The organism is Paenibacillus sp. JSM ZJ436 (assembly GCF_044383795.1).
Taxonomy (GTDB): Bacteria; Bacillota; Bacilli; order Paenibacillales; family Paenibacillaceae; genus Paenibacillus_AQ; species Paenibacillus_AQ algicola.
The window spans coordinates 229,244-246,219 of sequence record NZ_JBISEO010000003.1; the positions used below are offsets into that span (position 1 = coordinate 229,244).

The 16,976-nt window shown below is 53.3% G+C and carries 16 protein-coding genes; 7 read left to right on the forward strand and 9 right to left on the reverse strand.

Annotation, left to right across the window (positions count from 1 at the left end):
* The first annotated feature begins 180 nt into the window (after positions 1–180).
* On the forward strand, positions 181–771 hold the full coding sequence (locus tag ACH6EH_RS05250; protein ID WP_397331550.1) for a YitT family protein: 591 nt from the start codon (positions 181–183) through the stop codon (positions 769–771).
* Between the two features lie 90 nt (positions 772–861).
* On the opposite strand, the gene ACH6EH_RS05255 is transcribed toward ACH6EH_RS05250, so the two are convergent.
* The gene (locus ACH6EH_RS05255) at positions 862–1,527 is read right to left on the reverse strand and encodes a bifunctional 2-keto-4-hydroxyglutarate aldolase/2-keto-3-deoxy-6-phosphogluconate aldolase (RefSeq protein ID WP_397331413.1); all 666 of its coding nucleotides are present in this window, start codon (positions 1,525–1,527) and stop codon (positions 862–864) included.
* Positions 1,528–1,607: 80 nt separating this feature from the next.
* Positions 1,608–2,570, reverse strand: a complete 963-nt coding sequence (locus ACH6EH_RS05260) for a sugar kinase (protein WP_397331414.1) — start codon at positions 2,568–2,570, stop codon at positions 1,608–1,610.
* 202 nt (positions 2,571–2,772) lie between these two features.
* Between ACH6EH_RS05260 and ACH6EH_RS05265 the strand changes: the two genes are divergently transcribed.
* From ACH6EH_RS05265 to ACH6EH_RS05280, 4 genes are all read left to right on the forward strand, one after another.
* Entirely contained in the window at positions 2,773–3,645 is an 873-nt protein-coding gene (locus ACH6EH_RS05265) for a DUF421 domain-containing protein (RefSeq protein ID WP_397331415.1), read from the forward strand.
* A gap of 121 nt (positions 3,646–3,766) precedes the next feature.
* The gene (locus ACH6EH_RS05270) at positions 3,767–4,909 is read left to right on the forward strand and encodes a substrate-binding domain-containing protein (protein WP_397331416.1); all 1,143 of its coding nucleotides are present in this window, start codon (positions 3,767–3,769) and stop codon (positions 4,907–4,909) included.
* A gap of 198 nt (positions 4,910–5,107) precedes the next feature.
* The gene (locus ACH6EH_RS05275; RefSeq protein ID WP_397331417.1) at positions 5,108–8,125 is read left to right on the forward strand and encodes an alpha-mannosidase; all 3,018 of its coding nucleotides are present in this window, start codon (positions 5,108–5,110) and stop codon (positions 8,123–8,125) included.
* 81 nt (positions 8,126–8,206) lie between these two features.
* Entirely contained in the window at positions 8,207–9,280 is a 1,074-nt protein-coding gene (locus ACH6EH_RS05280) for a stalk domain-containing protein (protein WP_397331551.1), read from the forward strand.
* A 73-nt stretch (positions 9,281–9,353) separates the two neighbouring features.
* On the opposite strand, the gene ACH6EH_RS05285 is transcribed toward ACH6EH_RS05280, so the two are convergent.
* From ACH6EH_RS05285 to ACH6EH_RS05300, 4 genes are all read right to left on the reverse strand, one after another.
* The gene (locus tag ACH6EH_RS05285; protein WP_397331418.1) at positions 9,354–10,556 is read right to left on the reverse strand and encodes a GerAB/ArcD/ProY family transporter; all 1,203 of its coding nucleotides are present in this window, start codon (positions 10,554–10,556) and stop codon (positions 9,354–9,356) included.
* 20 nt (positions 10,557–10,576) lie between these two features.
* A complete protein-coding gene (locus tag ACH6EH_RS05290; RefSeq protein WP_397331419.1) occupies positions 10,577–10,789 on the reverse strand; it encodes a hypothetical protein in 213 nt (70 codons plus the stop codon).
* Between the two features lie 101 nt (positions 10,790–10,890).
* The gene (locus ACH6EH_RS05295) at positions 10,891–12,030 is read right to left on the reverse strand and encodes a Ger(x)C family spore germination protein (protein ID WP_397331420.1); all 1,140 of its coding nucleotides are present in this window, start codon (positions 12,028–12,030) and stop codon (positions 10,891–10,893) included.
* Positions 12,027–13,469 (reverse strand): spore germination protein, encoded by a 1,443-nt coding sequence (locus ACH6EH_RS05300; RefSeq protein ID WP_397331421.1) that lies wholly within the window; start codon positions 13,467–13,469, stop codon positions 12,027–12,029. Before ACH6EH_RS05300 ends, ACH6EH_RS05295 begins: the two co-directional genes overlap by 4 nt.
* Positions 13,470–13,684: 215 nt before the next feature.
* On the opposite strand from ACH6EH_RS05300, the gene ACH6EH_RS05305 reads away from it, so the two are divergent.
* Together ACH6EH_RS05305 and ACH6EH_RS05310 are read left to right on the forward strand one after the other, a co-directional pair.
* Positions 13,685–14,128 (forward strand): RrF2 family transcriptional regulator, encoded by a 444-nt coding sequence (locus ACH6EH_RS05305; protein ID WP_397331422.1) that lies wholly within the window; start codon positions 13,685–13,687, stop codon positions 14,126–14,128.
* A 97-nt stretch (positions 14,129–14,225) separates the two neighbouring features.
* Positions 14,226–14,867 (forward strand): nitroreductase family protein, encoded by a 642-nt coding sequence (locus ACH6EH_RS05310; protein WP_397331423.1) that lies wholly within the window; start codon positions 14,226–14,228, stop codon positions 14,865–14,867.
* 98 nt (positions 14,868–14,965) lie between these two features.
* Here the strand turns inward: ACH6EH_RS05310 and ACH6EH_RS05315 are convergent, their stop codons facing one another.
* The 3 genes from ACH6EH_RS05315 to ACH6EH_RS05325 form a co-directional block, all read right to left on the reverse strand.
* Positions 14,966–15,238, reverse strand: a complete 273-nt coding sequence (locus ACH6EH_RS05315) for a hypothetical protein (RefSeq protein ID WP_397331424.1) — start codon at positions 15,236–15,238, stop codon at positions 14,966–14,968.
* A gap of 55 nt (positions 15,239–15,293) precedes the next feature.
* Positions 15,294–16,583, reverse strand: coding sequence for a Tle-like phospholipase domain-containing protein (locus ACH6EH_RS05320; protein WP_397331425.1), 1,290 nt, complete (start codon positions 16,581–16,583; stop codon positions 15,294–15,296).
* 75 nt (positions 16,584–16,658) lie between these two features.
* On the reverse strand, positions 16,659–16,961 hold the full coding sequence (locus ACH6EH_RS05325; RefSeq protein WP_233281023.1) for a hypothetical protein: 303 nt from the start codon (positions 16,959–16,961) through the stop codon (positions 16,659–16,661).
* Positions 16,962–16,976: the final 15 nt, after the last annotated feature.

Here is a 16,976-nt window from a genome sequence, read left to right on the forward strand (position 1 = left end):
CAGGTCACCTCTTCTGTACTGTGAACGTTTTCTTCTATTAGTATAAGTTTAAAACCGGTGGAGCACAAACGGAGAATGGCATCTAGCAGGGCTATATAAAAATCAGTCCCCGATCAATATTTGCCAAGAGACAAGCATATACATAGGTATTCCTGAAATGAAAGGCTGTGCAAGATGCAAATGTCTTGGGTCAAATATTGCATAATGGTATTGGGCAGCCTGTTCATCGCCATGGGAACCAATGCTTTTCTCGTGCCCAGCCATGTGCTGGATGGCGGCGTGATCGGCATTGCGCTGATCGTTAACTATTTGAGCGGCTTGCCAATCGGCTTTGTCATTATTGTGTGCAGTGTGCCGATGTTTCTCGCGGCCTGGCTTTTGAATCGGGATATTTTCTATAACAGCCTGACAGGGATGCTCATCTCTTCGCTCATGATTGATCTGCTGGCTCCGCTGCAGGCTTGGGCACCCTCCTATATTGGCGGCAGCACTGCTTTCAATGCGGCGGCGGGGGGAGCCTTCATCGGTGCCGGACTCGGCCTGATGCTTCGATTTGAGACAAGCACGGGCGGGACAGACCTGCTGGCACACTTTCTGACGCGATATGTGCCGCTGAATGTCGGGATCATTATTCTGATTATGGATCTGGCTATTATCGGCGCCGGCGGGGTGCTGTTAAGCGGCGGTACCTTTGTCCAGTCGCTGGTTACGATTTTGGCGGGTGCACTGGCTACGGGTCTGTGTACCCTTCATAAGCAGGTCTATAAATAAAGAAGCAGCGATCCGGCCCGATGAGCCGGAAATCGCCGCTTCTTCTAAAACAGAAAGCTATACGTATATGAAGCCGGAACGCCGTGCAGCTTACGCTTGCTTGGTTTTTTGGAAAGCTTCAATATAGGCTCTCGCTTTGTCCGAGATCATGGAGAAGTCACCCGTTTTGACAGCATCCTTCGTTAAATCGGAGCCGATGCCTACCGCAAACGCCCCGGCCTTGAACCATTCTCCCAAGTTGTCCAGGTTGACGCCGCCGGTTGGCATGATGTTGGCCTGTGGCAGTGGACCCCGCAGGGATGGGATGACCGAAGGAGAGTAGAGGTTGCCCGGGAACAGCTTCAATACGTCAACGCCAAGCTCCAGAGCCACAGTAATATCCGATACAGTTACGGCACCCGGCATCACCGGCACCCGGTAGCGGTTGCACAGCAGAATCGTTTCGCGGTGAACGCCTGGAGCCACGACGAACTCCGAGCCAGCCAGAATGGCTGCACGCGCGGTTTCAGGATCCAGGACGGTGCCGGCACCGATGATTGCGTAATTGTCTGCCGCAGGGTCAGCAGAGGAATAGGTCTTCGCCAGCTCGGTAATGGCTTCCAGAGCGAAAGGCACCGTCAATGTAATCTCGATCACCTTGATGCCGCCTTCAATGGCATGCTTGGCCATAGAAACGACTTCTTCCGGTGAATCGGCACGAAGAACGGCGACCACGCCGGCTTCGTGAATTTGCTGAATCAATTTTAGCTTTTTCATTAAGAGATACACTCCATTCTTCAATTTAGGTCATTCTTCAATTTAAGTAAGCGGATGCAATGAAATGGGTTCCGTGCGTTCTATCGCTCGATGTGAGCGGTAATGCCCTGTTCCTGCTCAACTTCTTCCCAGGTCGGAAGCGCTTCCCAGTCGCCCACAGCTTCTACAACCATAGAGCCTGTCAGGGCAGCCAGCTGAAGTGCTTCTTCAGGGGAGTGTCCTTTCGAGATGCCTGCGAGGAAGCCGGCACAGAAGCCGTCTCCGGCGCCTACGGTATCTACCACGTGCTTAACCTTGCGGAAAGGAACTGTATTAAGGCGGTCCGGCTCAACGATCACATTGCTGTCGTTATAGCTCTTCACGACCGTTACGGCGTTCAGCTTGCGCAGCTGTTCGAAAATTTCCTGCTCGCTTTCCGTCTGATACAAAAGCTTGCACTCATCGTAGCCTGGCAGGAAGTAGTCGCAGTGATTCGCCAGCTCTAGCAGCACGGGTCTCGCCTGCTCGATGCTCCACAGCTTGAGGCGCAGGTTCGGATCGAAGCTGATCTTCGTGCCGTGCTCCTTGCAGAGTGCGATGACGCGGCGGACTGTGTCCAGGCAGCTCTGGCTCAGTGCGGGCGTAATGCCGGTAATATGGACGATACGGCTGTTGGCAATATAAGCGGGATCCACAAGCTTCGGTGTCATTCTGCTTGCGGCAGAGCCGGCGCGGTAATAATAAACCGAAGACTTGCCCCGGACTTGCTCCCGCAGCATTAGGCCGGTCGGTGCATCTGTCGTATAGTGGACCCTGGAGACGTCAACGCCTTCTCCGCGAAGCGTTTTCACAATACCTTTACCTAAAGGATCGCGGCCCAGCTGGCTGAACCAGCCTACCTGACAGCCCAGTCTTGCGAGGCCAATTGCAAGATTGCTTTCGGCTCCTCCGAAGGACTGGCTCATAGTGCCGCCTTGGCCGATTCCCCGAGGTCCTTCTGGATAAAGCATCCCCATCGACTCACCGAACGTGATGACATCGAAGCGGCGTTCATTAAATGTCATGAATGCAAGCTCCTCTCCAATATGTAGTTTTTCTTTTAACTTTACCTGTCTGAGGCCAATAACTCAATAAAAAACGCTTTCTCCATAAGAAAAAGTTATAAATATTATTTTTTTGGTGAAGCTTTTTCGACGGGCAGAATAGGTGCAGACCGTTTTCCTTATACTACAGGTTATGACTGACATGGAAAGGAGCCTCTTTGGCATGCCGATGTGGCTGGAAGTATCTGTACGCACATTAAGCTCGCTGGTGATTTTATTTCTGCTTACCAAGCTGCTGGGCAAGCGGCAGGCATCGCAGCTGTCTTTTTTTGAATATATTACAGGCATTACGATTGGCAGCTTGGCGGCCTACATTTCGCTCGACCTTGAAGGAAACTGGTATCTGGGTATTGTGGCCCTGGTGGTATGGGTTATTCTCTCTTTAGGCATCGAAATGCTTCAGATCAAGAGCAAGCGAATCCGGGATTTTATTGATTTTAAAGCCCGTGTGCTCGTTCGAAACGGAAAAATTCAGGAGGCTGCACTCAAGAAAGAAAAAATGAGCTCGGATGAGCTGATGGAGCAGCTCCGGAATAAAAGTGTGTTCGACCTGGCAGACGTTGAATTCGCGATTATGGAATCCAGCGGTGAAGTGAATGTGATGCTCGCTCCGGACAAGCAGCCTCTGACACCCGGAGATCTAAATCTGCGCACTCAGAAGCTGAAGGAGCCCCAAATAGTGATCATGGACGGGCAGTTGATGAAAGAGCCGCTGCAGGCAGCGGGCCGCAGCGAGCAGTGGCTTCAGTCTCAGCTGGAGCCTGCCCAATTAAAATATAAGGACGTATATCTGGGACAGGTCGGGAGTGACGGGTGTTTGCATCTGGATCTATATAATGACGCTCGGCCCTTGCCGGCGCCAAGCCGGTCCCGGACGCTGTATGCAGCGCTGAAGCAATGCGAGGCTGATTTAGAATTGATGAGTCTTACCGCTGAGTCTGAGCACGAGAAGAACCAGTTTCACGACCTGACCGGACGCTTGAATCAGCTGCTTACTGAGGCGAGGCCGTTGCTAAAATCCAGAAAGCAAGGATAGATCGGCATTGGACTGGCTTGACGATCTGGATGGGAAAGAAAATCAGGGGACAGGTCTCTTTTTCGTGTGGTATAGTAAATATCAGTGATATACGTGATATACGAAAAAAGGCAGGATAACCATGAACAAAAAAACAGGAAAGCTATTTGAGCAGGTGAAGGAGCAGGTCATTGGCATCATTCTGGAGCAGGGCTTAAAGCCACATGACCTCATTCCGTCCGAGGGTGAGCTTGCGGCAAAATTCGGGGTCAGCCGTATGACCGGAAAGCTGGCTTTGCAGGCGCTGCAGGACGAGGGGCTGGTCTACCGCATGCCAAGGCGGGGGACCTTCCTCGCGGATGTGGACCGGTCTCAGCTGGAGCAGGCAGCAGGGAGCACAGAGGGAGCTTATAACCAGGAGGAGCTCGCGGCAGGAAGGCAGATCGCGCTGATCGTTCCAGGCATGGATGATTATATTGGCAGGCTCGTGGTGTCTATTGACCGCGCAGCTCACCGGCAAGGGATTGCTATCGTGCTTCGTATCGCAGGTACGGAGGAAGAGGAGATGGCAGCCGTAGAGGCATTTGCCGCCCGGAGGGACATCATGGGCATTCTGCTCTTTCCGGTGGACCGGAAAATCTGCGGTGACCATCTGCTTCGGCTGAAGCTGCAAAAATATCCCGTCGTCATTCTGGATCGTCAATTTAATGAGATTGATTTCGATAGTGTGAGCCATGACCATTACCAGGGCTCTTATAATATGACAGCGCATCTGCTCTCTCTCGGTCACCGGGAAATCGGATTTATCGCGGGTCAGCTGCATCAGGTGCGGAGTCGGGAAGAGCGGTATCAGGGCTATCTGGATGCACTCCTGGCCGGCAAGGTCGACATTCAGCAGGAGCGGATCTTGATCCGGGAGGAGCCTGGCATCCTTTATGAGGGGGATCTGGAGCGGGTGAAGCTCATTGGCGATTTTTTAAAAAGGGCGAGCGGCCTCACCGCACTGGTATGCTGTGATGATTACCTGGCCATGTCCGCGATGAATGCGGCGCTCCGGCTCGGTTATCGGGTTCCGGAGGACCTGTCGGTCACCGGCTTCTCCGACCACAGCATGCTGGAGTATGCGCCGGTGCCGATGACGACCGTGGCCCAGCCGCTGGATGATTTTGGTGCCGAAGCGCTGAAGCTGCTGCTCCATAGGCGGCAGGAGCCGGAAGCCAAAGCTCAGTCCATCCGGCTGCAGACGAATCTGGTGCTCAGAGACTCTGTAAGTCGACCTCATTAAAGCAGGTAGTGCAGTATTTCTTAAGAATTAGGATTTATATCTTCTAGCCAGCGAACGGTAAAATATTGCCGGGCGTTGGCTTTTTTATTTTTATGATGATCTTTTATTTCAATATCACATAATATCTGATATATTTATACCTGTGATATTAATCTGATATATAAACTGATTTATTGATATAGAAAAGGAGATCTTAACATGCCATACGAACCGTTTAATCTGGATCGACTCCGGGAAATGAAGGATATGATTGAGCAGCACATTTATGTTGAAAGAGCATCGTTGACCGTTAATGCTTGGGTAACGAAGGAGCCGGTTGCTTTTGAGGACCGCATGAGCGGTAAGCCGGTTCAGGATTTAAAGCCGGGCTCCAAGTGGGGAGAGCTGTGGGATTGTGCATGGTTTCATTTTGAGGGGACTGTTCCCGCCGAGTCTGCCGGTCAAAAGGTCGTTCTGCTGATTGACGTTAACGGTGAGCTGTGCCTGGTGGATGAGGAAGGAACGCCGAGACAGGGCCTGACCAATGTGAACTCTGAGTTTGAAACTGCGCTGGGCAAGCCCGGCAAACGCGTAGTGCTGATCGCAGAGCAGGCTCAAGGCGGCGAGGCTATTGATGTATGGGGCGACGCTGGCTGTAATGATTTGTTCGGGCGGTATCGTAGCGGGACGCTGAAGGAAGCGGTCATTGCAACGTGCCGGGAGCAGGTGCGCGGGCTGTATTATGACGTCGAGGTGCTGCTGGAGCTGGGCAGGCTGCTGCCGGAGGACTCCTCGCGCCGGGCTCAGATGTTGCAGGCGCTCTACGAGGCTTCGCTGATCTTCTCCGAGCATTTCACCGATGAAGAGGTAGCCCGGGCCCGTGACCTGCTGGCTCCGCAGCTGGCGAAGAAAGGCGGAGACCCGACGCTTACGGTCAGCGCGGTGGGCCATGCGCATATGGATTTGGCTTGGCTATGGCCGATTCGGGAGACGATCCGCAAGGGGGCAAGAACGTTTGCTACCGTGCTGAGAATGATGGAGCGCTATCCCGATTATGTATTTGGAGCGAGCCAGCCGCAGCTCTATCAATGGATTAAAGAGCATTATCCGAAGCTGTATGAAGAGATTAAAGAACGAATTCAGGAAGGCCGCTGGGAGCTTCAGGGTGCGATGTGGGTTGAGCCCGACTCTAATGTTTCAGGCGGGGAAGCCTTGATTCGTCAGATATTGTACGGACAGCGTTTCTACCAGGAAGAGTTCGGACAGACGGTTAAATCGCTGTGGGTGCCGGATATTTTCGGATATACGGCCAGCTTGCCGCAGCTGCTTAAGAAATCGGGCATTCAGTATATGGTTACGCAGAAGCTGTCCTGGAACCAATATAATGACTATCCGCATCACACCTTTTTCTGGGAGGGTATTGACGGCAGCAAGGTGCTGACGCATCTTCCTCCGGAGGATACTTACAACTCTCCGGCCGCGCCGCGTTCCTTGATCAAGATCGATAAAGAGTATCACGACAAAAATGTATCGGACCGGGCGCTCATGCTGTTTGGCATTGGAGACGGCGGCGGCGGACCGGGTGAAGAGCATCTGGAGCGCCTGGAGCGGGAGCGGAATCTGCTGGGGCTGCCTCCGGTTGTGCAGGAGCCGTCTGCGGTCTTTCTGGAGCGATTGAATGAGCAGAGAGATCGTTATAAGACCTGGCGCGGGGAGCTGTACCTGGAAAAGCATCAGGGAACGCTGACGACGCAAGGGAAGAACAAGCGGTATAACCGCTTGATGGAGAAGGCGCTGCGGGAGCTGGAGTTCGCCGCCGTGCTTGCGAAGCAGCTATGCGGAATTCCTTATCCGCAGCAGGAGCTGGAGCAGATCTGGAAAGAAACCTTGCTATACCAGTTCCATGACATTCTTCCCGGCTCCTCGATCAAGAGAGTATACGATGAGTCTGTCGCCAGATACGAAGTGCTGCTGGATCAGACCGAGTCGCTGATTGCGGAGCGCTACGAAGCCATTGCTGCACATGCTTCCGGCGGTGCTATGGGAAAAGTGGTGTTATTTAACTCCCTGCCATGGGAGCGGAAGGAATGGCTTAGCATTGGCGGGAAGTGGCAGCAGGTTCAAGTGCCGTCGATGGGATACAGTGTGGTTGCCCCTTGTGAGGAAGCGCCTCAAACGGCACTGTCCGCATCCACTCAGACGCTGGAGAATGAACTGCTGAAGGCAGAGTTCTCTGCTGACGGCACGATCGTCTCCATCCTTGACAAGCGCCATGGCCGCGAGCTGCTTCGGGCCGGAGAGCCGGCTAACGTGCTGACGCTCTATGACGACCGGGGCGGAGATGCATGGGATTTCCGGGGCGACTATCGCAGCCGTCCGAGCAGCCAGCTGCGTGTCACCTCGGTTCAAGCTGGTGTAGACGGGGCTAAAGCTTATGTAGAGCAGACTTACGTATTCGGGAACTCCCAGCTGATTCAGACCATTTCTCTGACGGCTGGAAGCGAGCGTCTGGATTTTGACACCAAGGTGCATTGGCAGGAGAATCAAAAAATGCTGCGCGCTGCTTTCCCGCTCGATGTACGCGCCGGAGAGGTGACCAGTGAGATTCAGTTCGGCTACTTGAAGCGTCCGCTGCATCGCAACACCTCCTGGGATTTTGCCCGGGATGAAATTTGTGCACATCACTGGATCGATCTGTCGGAAAGTGGCTACGGTGTTTCTATACTCAATGACAGCAAATACGGCTACCGTGCCGATGAATACGGACTGGATATCAACCTGCTGCGGAGTCCAGGCTACCCGGATGAAACCGCGGACCGCGGGGACCATGAGTTCACATATGCGTTGTTCCCGCATGAAGGGGATGTTGCCACTGCTGCCGTATACAAGGCGGGCTATGAGCTGAATGTTCCGCTCCGTGCCGTATCTGCTGCAGTTCAAACGCAGCAGGGTCCGGAGGGTGCGCCGGCTTCCTTCTCTGTCTTTGAGGTCAATCACAGTCAGGTGATGATCGAGGCTGTAAAGCAGGCAGAGGACAGCGAAGCCGTCATAGTCAGGCTGTACGAGACCTCGGGCAGCCGGGCGGTCGGCAAGCTGAAGGTCCATCTTCCAGCCGCCTCGGCAACGGAAGTGAATCTCATGGAGCAGAAGCTGGCTGATGCAGCCATAACAGAGAACAGCGTGGACTTCACGCTGAAGCCGTTTGAGATCAAAACGTATCAATTTGATTTGAAATAATGTCCACATTTTTACCCTTTTTCCTGCCAACTCCGGTATGATAGACCTATGAATCGGGTTACAGGAAGGATATGTGTGATAATGAATAAACTGATCGGCTCCTTGATGGCCTCAATCCTGCTCTCGACCGTTATTCATTCGGGAGGAAGCGTGAATGGAGCGGCTCATAGAGAGCAGCCCTACACGATGGATTATTATATAGATCACCAGATGGTAAGCGTGGAGGTTGCTCCTGCAGTTCAGCAGGGGGAGCTGTACGTTCCTGTTTATATAATGAAGGACTGGCGGGGAATCTCTCTGCAGTGGAACCACAATGCCAAGGAATTGAGCATGACAGCAGACGGTCAGCGCTATGTAGTGAAGAGCGGCAGCGCGAGAGTTTCCCTTCCGGATGGCAGCTACTTCACCTTAAAGTCTCCGGTATATATTGATCACCATCGAATGATGGTTCCACTATCTTTGTTTGAACAGATTTCCGGCGGAAAGGCGAGTGTCAGCGAGGATCCTAAAGCGCTTGTCATTGACAGCCGCGGCAAGCGTCCGCTTGCTTTCGGGGAAGCAGACAAGAGCATTGCAATATACGGAGAGCAGGAGCAGGAAGGCCGCTATCAAGCGCTGACCCTGGACATGAACGGGAACCAGCATACGTATCCTTGGGCGACGCCCGTCTCCTGGAAATCATCGCCGCAGCTGCTGGATATGGATGTGAACGGAGATGGAAGCTCCGAGATCGTTGTGCTGCTGAATCAGGGCTCGGGTACGGGTGTGCATGCCCAGGACGTTCATGTCATCAGGGCGGATTTTTCAGAGGTGTCCGTGGAGTCCTTCCAGGACATCCTGAAGGAACAGGTAAGTTCCAGTATTCAGCATCAGGAGGGGGTCCTGCTGTTGTCTGTGCAGGTGGATGGCAAGGAAACCCTGCTTGCCCTTCCGGATGAGGAAGGAAGCCGCACGAACTTTACCCATGTTGGATTCGGGGCGGTGGTATACCATGCTGTAGAGGATGGCAGGCTGGTGCTCCGCCTTGCGGGAAGTATTTCTCCGAGTGAATTCATTGGGGAGTTGGAAGTGGTCTATGGCTGGTCAGAAGGCAGGCTGGCTGCAGAACGAATTTCCTTTAGGCCATACGATGAATATATGCAATATATGAAATAATGGACGCTTAACCTTAAGCCGCCTCCGGAGGAGAGATATACACCCTTCTACGGAGGCGGCTTTTTAATCCAGCCTATGCTTGCTCAGCAGGCAGACTGGTGCCAGCGGAGGGACTTTCGCTGGAGGAAGGGCTCTGCTGGCTAGAGTTATTTCCGGAATTAGAATCGGATGCTGCGCTGGAAGAGCCGGGCTTGGATATTCCGCCCCGAAGCTTCAATACGATCCAGTAAATGACAGGAATGCAGTCTACGAGCAGCCAGAAAACAACGGCGACCATGGAATCGAAATTTTCCTGATACAATGCCGGGTTCTGTGCGAATTGATAAGCGGCCACGCTGGCGGTGCCGCCCAGCAGAGTGATGAACGGTTTTTCCATTTCAGAGTCATGGATGGACAGCAGCCTTGTCATGATCCGGGCCCCGACCTGCAGCAGAAATGCGCTGTGAATAAACATGGAGGTGGCCCACAGTCCGATAATGAGCGGGTCGGCATTGCCGAGGACGCCGGTAATGGAGCTGCGCATGAGCTCAATCAAGGGATACTGGATCTCGCTAGACAGCTTCAGCCCCAGGTTCAGCAGAATCAGCATCCATTCCAGCAGCACGGACAAGGTTAGAAGCAGAAGGGCACAGCTCAGATTGCGAAACGCTCGCCGGTCCATCTGGATTAATGGGGCCAGAACCAGGAACACGAACCATTCCCCGATAAAGGATAAGGTGATAAAAATCCCTTTAGCTGCATCGCCGTAATAGGTATGTGTAATCAGTCCGGGCAGCCAGTTAAAGTGGGCGTCGCCAGCGAACGTGGATAGCACCAGCACCAGCGTCGCGAGTGTAAGGAAGAACAGTCCATCCGCCATATAAATCAACGGCACCAGACCCCAGCGGGCTGTGATGATAATAACGGGGCCGAGAATGAGCTGGATGACCCATTGTGGTGTGGCTCGCATATAGTTCGTGCCGTAGAATAGCGTGTAGCTTTCAATGTCAATGGCTACGTAGATGATGACCCATAATATAATGATCACCAGAAACAGGCGGTGAGGCCACTTCCCGACAATCTTCTCGCCGAAATTCAGCCAGGAATCCTGGGGAGAAGCTTTTCCGACGGCCATGGTGCACCACAGGATCAGGAGGCTCAGTATCAGCGCGCCAAGCACGGAGATCCAGCCCAGATAGCCGGCCACGGTCAGCAGGGTTGGCAGCAAATAAGCCGTTGGCTGGGTGTTCAGGTATATGAAGGCGAACCGGAATAGCTGCCAGGGAGTTTGGCGCATCAATGCTTCATCCTTTCCTGCTACATGAGATTGACCCATCCCAGCACCAGATTGAGCAGGTCGAAGGGATTGGGCCACCATTCAAGCTGGGAGGCTGCGGCATTCCAGCCGAACAGCGGAATCATAAACCACAGCATCTTAGTAACGCTTCGTTTTCTCTGCGGGCTGCCAGAGCTTCTTCTCAGTAAATACCAGTCCAGCAGCGCGAGTGAGCAAAAGATCATACAGTACATGCCGCAGTCCCTCTCCTTCAGGTGATGACCGATCTAGCTGCATTCTGGCTTGATTTCCTTCATTGCAAATCTCCAAATTGGGTATCAAAAGAAGGCTGCGGCTACATATCAGTATTCCGAATTTTAATATGCAGCTTGACCTGAAACTCAATATCATTTTTATAGTGGTTTCCCCAATCCTCTCTCCATTTATCCCAAAGCTGGGGATATTTAGATTCAAGTAGCTGGCCTACGCCGAGCACATCAGCCCCGGCCTCCTGGGATACCCGCAGAGAGGCTGTCAAATCCTCATGAAGCTGATCCTTCAGCTCCTGGATGATCAGCTTGTTCGTCTCTGTAGCTTCTCTTTGCTGGTCGTCCTCCAGAGAGAGCACATCCCCCGTACCATCGAGCTTCAGCTGAACGACGGGACCTGACGGGGTCATCGTGATCTGCTGGCTGGATTTGCTGTTCGTCATCAGTACGCTGGCCTTGCTCTTGCCTCCATCCCAGGTTGCATAATAAACCGGTCTGTAGATCGGTGTATTGCGCCGGCCAATTGCCCAAGAGGTGACCTTGGATTGTTCCTCATTGAGAGTGGCTTTGGCTTGAAGGTCATTGAACAGCTGGATATTACCAACACTGACCCAATTTCTTGTTCCTTTGGCATCTTTGACATTCAGCTGGCTCAGCGCGAAGCCGGTGCCTTCCAGATAGGCGGACAGGCATTCTTTCAAGGTTGTGCCCAGCAGATTATTCTGGACCGCAAAGCGCATCAGCACGGTGGATGGCAGGGATTCAAATACGGGCTCCAGCTCTGCCACATCCTTAGCCTGGGTGGTGGAGGACATAATAAAGGTGCTGAAATCAAGCGTACGCTCCCGCAGCACCCAGTTGAACAGTTCCTCCATGCCGTCTTCAGCCATTGTGCTCCCGACCACGATGACGCGTGTATGGCTGAAATCAAGCTTGCGGGTCATTTGGCGCTGTAATTTGCCCACGGCAAGAGGGAGGGTCTTTCCGGAGCTGTCAGCCAGGGAGAAAGGATCTCCTTGTCCCCCGGAGCTGCCCGCCTGCTCGCCAGAGCTGAGGCGGTTAGGCAATGGGCTCGCGATCGTGACCTTGTACTCCCCGGTATCCTTGTCCATATCGACGAATAAGGACAGCACAAACACCTGGTCATTGATCTCAATCTTGGCCATGCAGCCACACAGAGGCAGGAGGCAGAAGAACAGCAGCCATGCTTTGAAAATGCGCTTCATTTGGATGTCTGCCTCCTTTTATCCTGGGCATGGTAAGCGTCGGGGCGCTTTTTCTTCTGAGGTGACGGAGCGCGGTAGATCATATCCTTCCAATCCGAGAACACGAGCGGCGCCAGCGGCTGCAGGTACGGTGTACCGAAGGTGTTCAGGGAGCACATTCTGGAGTAGATCACGAAGCTGGCTGCGAGAACGCCCAGCAGCCCCAGCGTACCACCGAGAATGAGCAGCACGAAGCGCAGGAGCCGCAGCGAGATGCCGAGCTCATAATGCGGCACGATAAAGGTCGCGATCCCGGTAATCGAGACGACAATGACCATTGGTGCCGACACGACGCCGGCGGCTACCGCGGCCTGGCCGATGACGATAGCCCCGATAATGGAAATCGTCTGTCCGACCGGCTTGGGAATGCGGGCGCCAGCCTCCCGTAATGCCTCGAACGTTAACTCCATCAATAACGCTTCAATTAATGCTGTAAATGGAATATTCTCTCTTGCCGAGGCGATGGTTAACAGCAATTCTGTCGGTATAATTTCAGGCTGAAAGGTCGTGATCGACACATACAACGAGGGCAGCACGACAGAGATGACGGCGAACAGCAGCCGGACCAGCCGGATCCAGCTGGCATAGATAAAGCTTAAATAATAATCCTCCGAGGATTGAAGCAGGCTGAAGAAGGTAACGGGCACGATCTGTGCGGAAGGCGTCCCTTCCAGCAGAATGCCGGCCCTGCCTTCGAGAATAGCGGATGCAACAGAATCCGGGCGCTCGGTATACTGAAACTGGGGAAAGCTTGTCTTGCGGCTGATTTGAAAATATTCTGACACATTGCTGATGCCGAACACCCCGTCGGTGTCAATCTGCTGGAATTGCGCCTCCAGCGTCTGGAGCAGCTTGGGATCACATAAACCCTCAATATAGACGACGTACAGCGGCGTCTTCGTATAACGCCCAAGCTGAAACTGTACGATCTTCAGATCGGGATGGCGGATTTTATGGCGAATGAGTGACAGATTGACGTCTACATCCTCGATAAAGGACTCCCGCGGTCCGATCACAACCTGCTCATTCTGAGATTCCTGGACGGCACGTTTATGGTATTTCGGAATGCTAAACAGGAACGCTTCGGGCAGGCCTTCGACCACCAGAACTACATGGCCGGAGGCCACGGCTTCGGCGGCACTGGCCGGATCACTGTTTTTGCTGGCAGGCCATGAGAAAAAAGAGCTGTCCTTCAGGCATTCCTGCAGAGACAGGGCATCGCCCTGGTTGAGACGCAGGAGAGGCTGGACGATGCTGTCCTGCAGTAATGCCACGTTAACGATAGAGCGGACATAAATAAAGGTGCACTGCACCTGCTGAATCTGGACCGGGAAATAGGTGACATCATCATTATTGTGAAGACAGGATCGGAGGTCAGAGAGCAGGCTGCTGGATGACATAAATAATCATTCCCCCTTGAAAACCTCATTATGGAAAGCTTAGGTTTTTATAGGATGCCGGGAAGCGGCGGGGGTTATGCATGGCGTGATAGGCTATTGATGCAGCCTCTGGGCAGATCAGGGTTGCCCGGGGGAGTCTACTAGGGTACAATACGGGGAAGAAACGATGGATTGGCTCTGAGGTCCATTCGACGTATACAAGGAGGGTGCCGTTCATGATGAGCAAGAAACCCATTGGCTGCCCGTCCACCTACAAAAGCTTCAGTCTGGCCCTGCAGGCGCTCACGACCTTGGCCGTTCATGCAGGAACTTGCTCCAGCAGCGATCTTGCAGCGAGCCTCAAAGCAGATCCTACCTTGTTAAGGCGGATTCTGAAAGCATTATCCCTGGAGGGGATGATTGAATCCCGGGAGGGAAGGGACGGAGGTTACCGTTTCGTACGAAGTGCGGATCACATTACCCTCGCCGAGGTATACAGCTGCCTGCATATCCACCGCGCCGTAACTGACAGCATGCTGGATGCCGCGAAGGAGCATTGCGGAGGTGCAGCGCTGAAGGCGGTATTTTCCGAGGTGCTGGATGAGATTGAACAGAGCACGTTGAAGGTGCTGAGCTCGTATACCGTAGGGGACATGGTGCGTAAAGCAGAGACAGGTTGACAACAAATTTCATCATGGTATATACTGTGCAAAAAAGAACACAGATAAGCACGTCTTAAACTGTGCATAATCATACACAATTAGAGGAGTGGAGAATATGTCTACTGCAACATCCCAGGATTTCTTTAAGGTGATCAAGGAACGTCATTCGGTACGCAAGTACGACCCGAGCGTTAAAATTTCCCGAGAGGAAATGACTGAAATTTTGGCCGATGCATCCCTGGCACCGTCTTCCAGCAATCTGCAGCCTTGGCGCTTTCTCATTATTGACGACCAGGAGCTGAAGGAGAAGCTGCACCCGATTGCTTTTAACCAGGAGCATGTCCTGACCTCTTCGGCGGTGATCGCTGTGCTGGGCGACATGAAATGGTATGAGCAGGGCGAGAAGATTTATACGATGGCACAGGAAGCAGGTCTGATGACCGAAGAGGTGAAGGAGCGCTTTGTGAACAACGCCCTTAACCTGTACTCCGGCCTGAGCGAGGAGATGAAGAGCAGCATTGTGGATGTGGATTCCGGTCTGATTTCGATGCAGCTGATGCTGTCTGCCCGCGCACGCGGCTATGACACGGTTCCTATGGGAGGATATAATAAGCAGCAATTCGTTGAAGCCTTTGGCATTCCGGCCCAATACCGCAGTGTTATGCTGATTGCGATCGGCAAGGCTACAGAGCCGGCACGGGCAACAAATCGTCTGCCGTTGAATGACATGGTGTCCTGGAATTCCTTCGATCTGTAATCATAGATTCCGAGCTAATAACCAAAAAAGCTGTCCCCAAAGATCATGAGATCTAGAGGGGCAGCTTTTTTTTCGTAATCGTTTCGTTTGTACATGCTTCAGGAGGCTCCATCCACTTGTCTCATATGCTGCACGTAACGAACCAGCTCCAGCTTTTGCCGCTCAATGTCCTGAATGCGCCGGGCAAGCTCGGAGAAGAACACTTCAATCTGGTCCCGCAGCACGTTCGCAGATTGTCCCTTCCAGTCGCTCAGAGAAGCATACAGCACCCGGGCTTCCTGCTCATCTCGATGGAGCCGGCTGATCAGCGCCGATAATTCCCGCTCGGTCTGGAGCAGCTCATCCAGCTCTAGCCGTATTTCATAATTCATTTCAAGATCCCTCCTCAGGCCCGGTGAGGCGGCTGACACGCAATGATGAATTGCGTTAACCGCTCCGGTCCGTCTGCTCGAACACATCTGCTTTATGCTTGATGTAGCTTACGATGTCTCCTGTATGCTGCACATGCCACTGGCTCATAGAAACGACAGACTGATCCAGCTGCTGTAGAATCGGGGTGAGCCGGGTACTATGGCTTGTGAACATATACCGGTTCATCCGCTGGCGGATGCCCTGCAGCTCGTGCTGGCATTGCAGCGCATTGCTGTTCCAGCGCTCTGCCACACTTCGCAGCTCTGCCGGAGTGACTTCAATGCTTCCGGCTCTGGCACCTGCTGCAAGCCCTGCCAGTGAGCCCCCGGCCAGCCCGGCCAATGCGGACAGGGAGCCGCCGAGACTATGAGCCGTGTCGGCAAGCCTGTCAAAGATGCTGCCGCCGGAAGCCAAACGGGGCGGTGACACCTCTTCACCGGTCACGGGATCAAAAATTTGGTTGGCAAGGGTACCGTTCTCATCAAATTGATATCGGTCCAACTGATGATAGTTCGGTCCGCTGAAGGAATTCTTGGCCTTGTCAATCAGACTTACGCCGTCGTTCGCGGCCTCATAGCTGGAGTCAATGTAATAGGTGGAGCCGACATGCCGGTCATAGCCGCCCAAGGCTCCGCTTCCTACGACATCACCAGGATGCACGTAGTTAATAATCTGACCGTCAAAATGACCGTTCTCCGCTTTACTTCGCATATCACCGGTCAGGTTCGGAACGACCGACGGGGCACTGAACGTGACCGCATTCATACCGGTATATGCCGCAGCGTATTGCGCGTTCCCGCCGCCAAGGGAATGACCGGTCAATGTAAAGTGGTAATCACCGTATTTGTTCTTCATCTCCTTGGCGTAATCCTCGGCCTGGTAGAACTGGTTGCTCTCCGGCAGCACATTGACATTCTTGTCGACAAATTTGACGACGTTATCCTTAAGATGATCGATATGATCGAGCCCCGTAAATTCCTTGAAGCTGTTAATCGGTCCGTTCAGAGGATTGGCGGCCTCTATGCGGCTGCCGATCTCTCCGGCGCCGATGACGCCATCCTGTATCAAATCCGGTACGAGATGCTGTGCGGACGCACTGCCTTCGGTTCCGCGGTAGGCAATGACGGCTTCGCCCGAGCCCTTATGAATGAACGTGACGGCATCAAAGCCGGAGCGGGAATAGCTTTTGAAATCCTCAGCGACCTCCCAGCCGGGGAGATCCTCCAGTGTCTCGCCTTTCTTCAAGTCAAGGTAGGCGGCCTCAGACATTTTGCGGTACGTTTCGTCATCGACATGTGAGCTCATGACGTCTCCCTCCTTACTTATAAGATGTGCCTGCACGGGGCGACTTCATCTTGTCGCCTGCTTTTCGCGCAGAAGCTATTTGCCTTCTACGGCCTTTTTCAGCTCCGGGCTCAGCACGAAGTTGGAGGTTTCCTGCGTGTTATAGTTCACGGAAATCTTAAAGCTTTGCTCCGGCTTCCCGGTGACATGTCCTTCCAGATTCACTTTATCAGCGACGGTGGAGGGCATGAGCTTGGCATCAGTAATTTCAACATCGAGGTTGTATTGATCCTTGAGATAGCGAATGGCGGAGCTTTCGGCTTGCTGTCTGGTTTCGCTGCTGATTTCTTCAGCAGACATTTCATTGCCGCTCTGTGGAGCGGAAGCTGGTCTCTCCATGTCCTGGCACCCTCC

Bases quoted from the DNA above. Each gene is read 5' to 3' on its own strand.
- ACH6EH_RS05260 (WP_397331414.1), bottom strand. From the start codon at position 2,570: ATGACATTTAATGAACGCCGCTTCGATGTCATCACGTTCGGTGAGTCG.
- ACH6EH_RS05290 (WP_397331419.1), bottom strand. From the start codon at position 10,789: ATGTACTGTATGATCTTTTGCTCACTCGCGCTGCTGGACTGGTATTTA.
- ACH6EH_RS05255 (WP_397331413.1), bottom strand. From the start codon at position 1,527: ATGAAAAAGCTAAAATTGATTCAGCAAATTCACGAAGCCGGCGTGGTC.
- ACH6EH_RS05285 (WP_397331418.1), bottom strand. From the start codon at position 10,556: ATGCGCCAAACTCCCTGGCAGCTATTCCGGTTCGCCTTCATATACCTG.
- ACH6EH_RS05325 (WP_233281023.1), bottom strand. From the start codon at position 16,961: ATGGAGAGACCAGCTTCCGCTCCACAGAGCGGCAATGAAATGTCTGCT.
- ACH6EH_RS05275 (WP_397331417.1), top strand. From the start codon at position 5,108: ATGCCATACGAACCGTTTAATCTGGATCGACTCCGGGAAATGAAGGAT.
- ACH6EH_RS05315 (WP_397331424.1), bottom strand. From the start codon at position 15,238: ATGAATTATGAAATACGGCTAGAGCTGGATGAGCTGCTCCAGACCGAG.
- ACH6EH_RS05270 (WP_397331416.1), top strand. From the start codon at position 3,767: ATGAACAAAAAAACAGGAAAGCTATTTGAGCAGGTGAAGGAGCAGGTC.
- ACH6EH_RS05280 (WP_397331551.1), top strand. From the start codon at position 8,207: ATGAATAAACTGATCGGCTCCTTGATGGCCTCAATCCTGCTCTCGACC.
- ACH6EH_RS05320 (WP_397331425.1), bottom strand. From the start codon at position 16,583: ATGAGCTCACATGTCGATGACGAAACGTACCGCAAAATGTCTGAGGCC.
- ACH6EH_RS05305 (WP_397331422.1), top strand. From the start codon at position 13,685: ATGATGAGCAAGAAACCCATTGGCTGCCCGTCCACCTACAAAAGCTTC.
- ACH6EH_RS05300 (WP_397331421.1), bottom strand. From the start codon at position 13,469: ATGTCATCCAGCAGCCTGCTCTCTGACCTCCGATCCTGTCTTCACAAT.
- ACH6EH_RS05310 (WP_397331423.1), top strand. From the start codon at position 14,226: ATGTCTACTGCAACATCCCAGGATTTCTTTAAGGTGATCAAGGAACGT.
- ACH6EH_RS05265 (WP_397331415.1), top strand. From the start codon at position 2,773: ATGCCGATGTGGCTGGAAGTATCTGTACGCACATTAAGCTCGCTGGTG.
- ACH6EH_RS05295 (WP_397331420.1), bottom strand. From the start codon at position 12,030: ATGAAGCGCATTTTCAAAGCATGGCTGCTGTTCTTCTGCCTCCTGCCT.
- ACH6EH_RS05250 (WP_397331550.1), top strand. From the start codon at position 181: ATGTCTTGGGTCAAATATTGCATAATGGTATTGGGCAGCCTGTTCATC.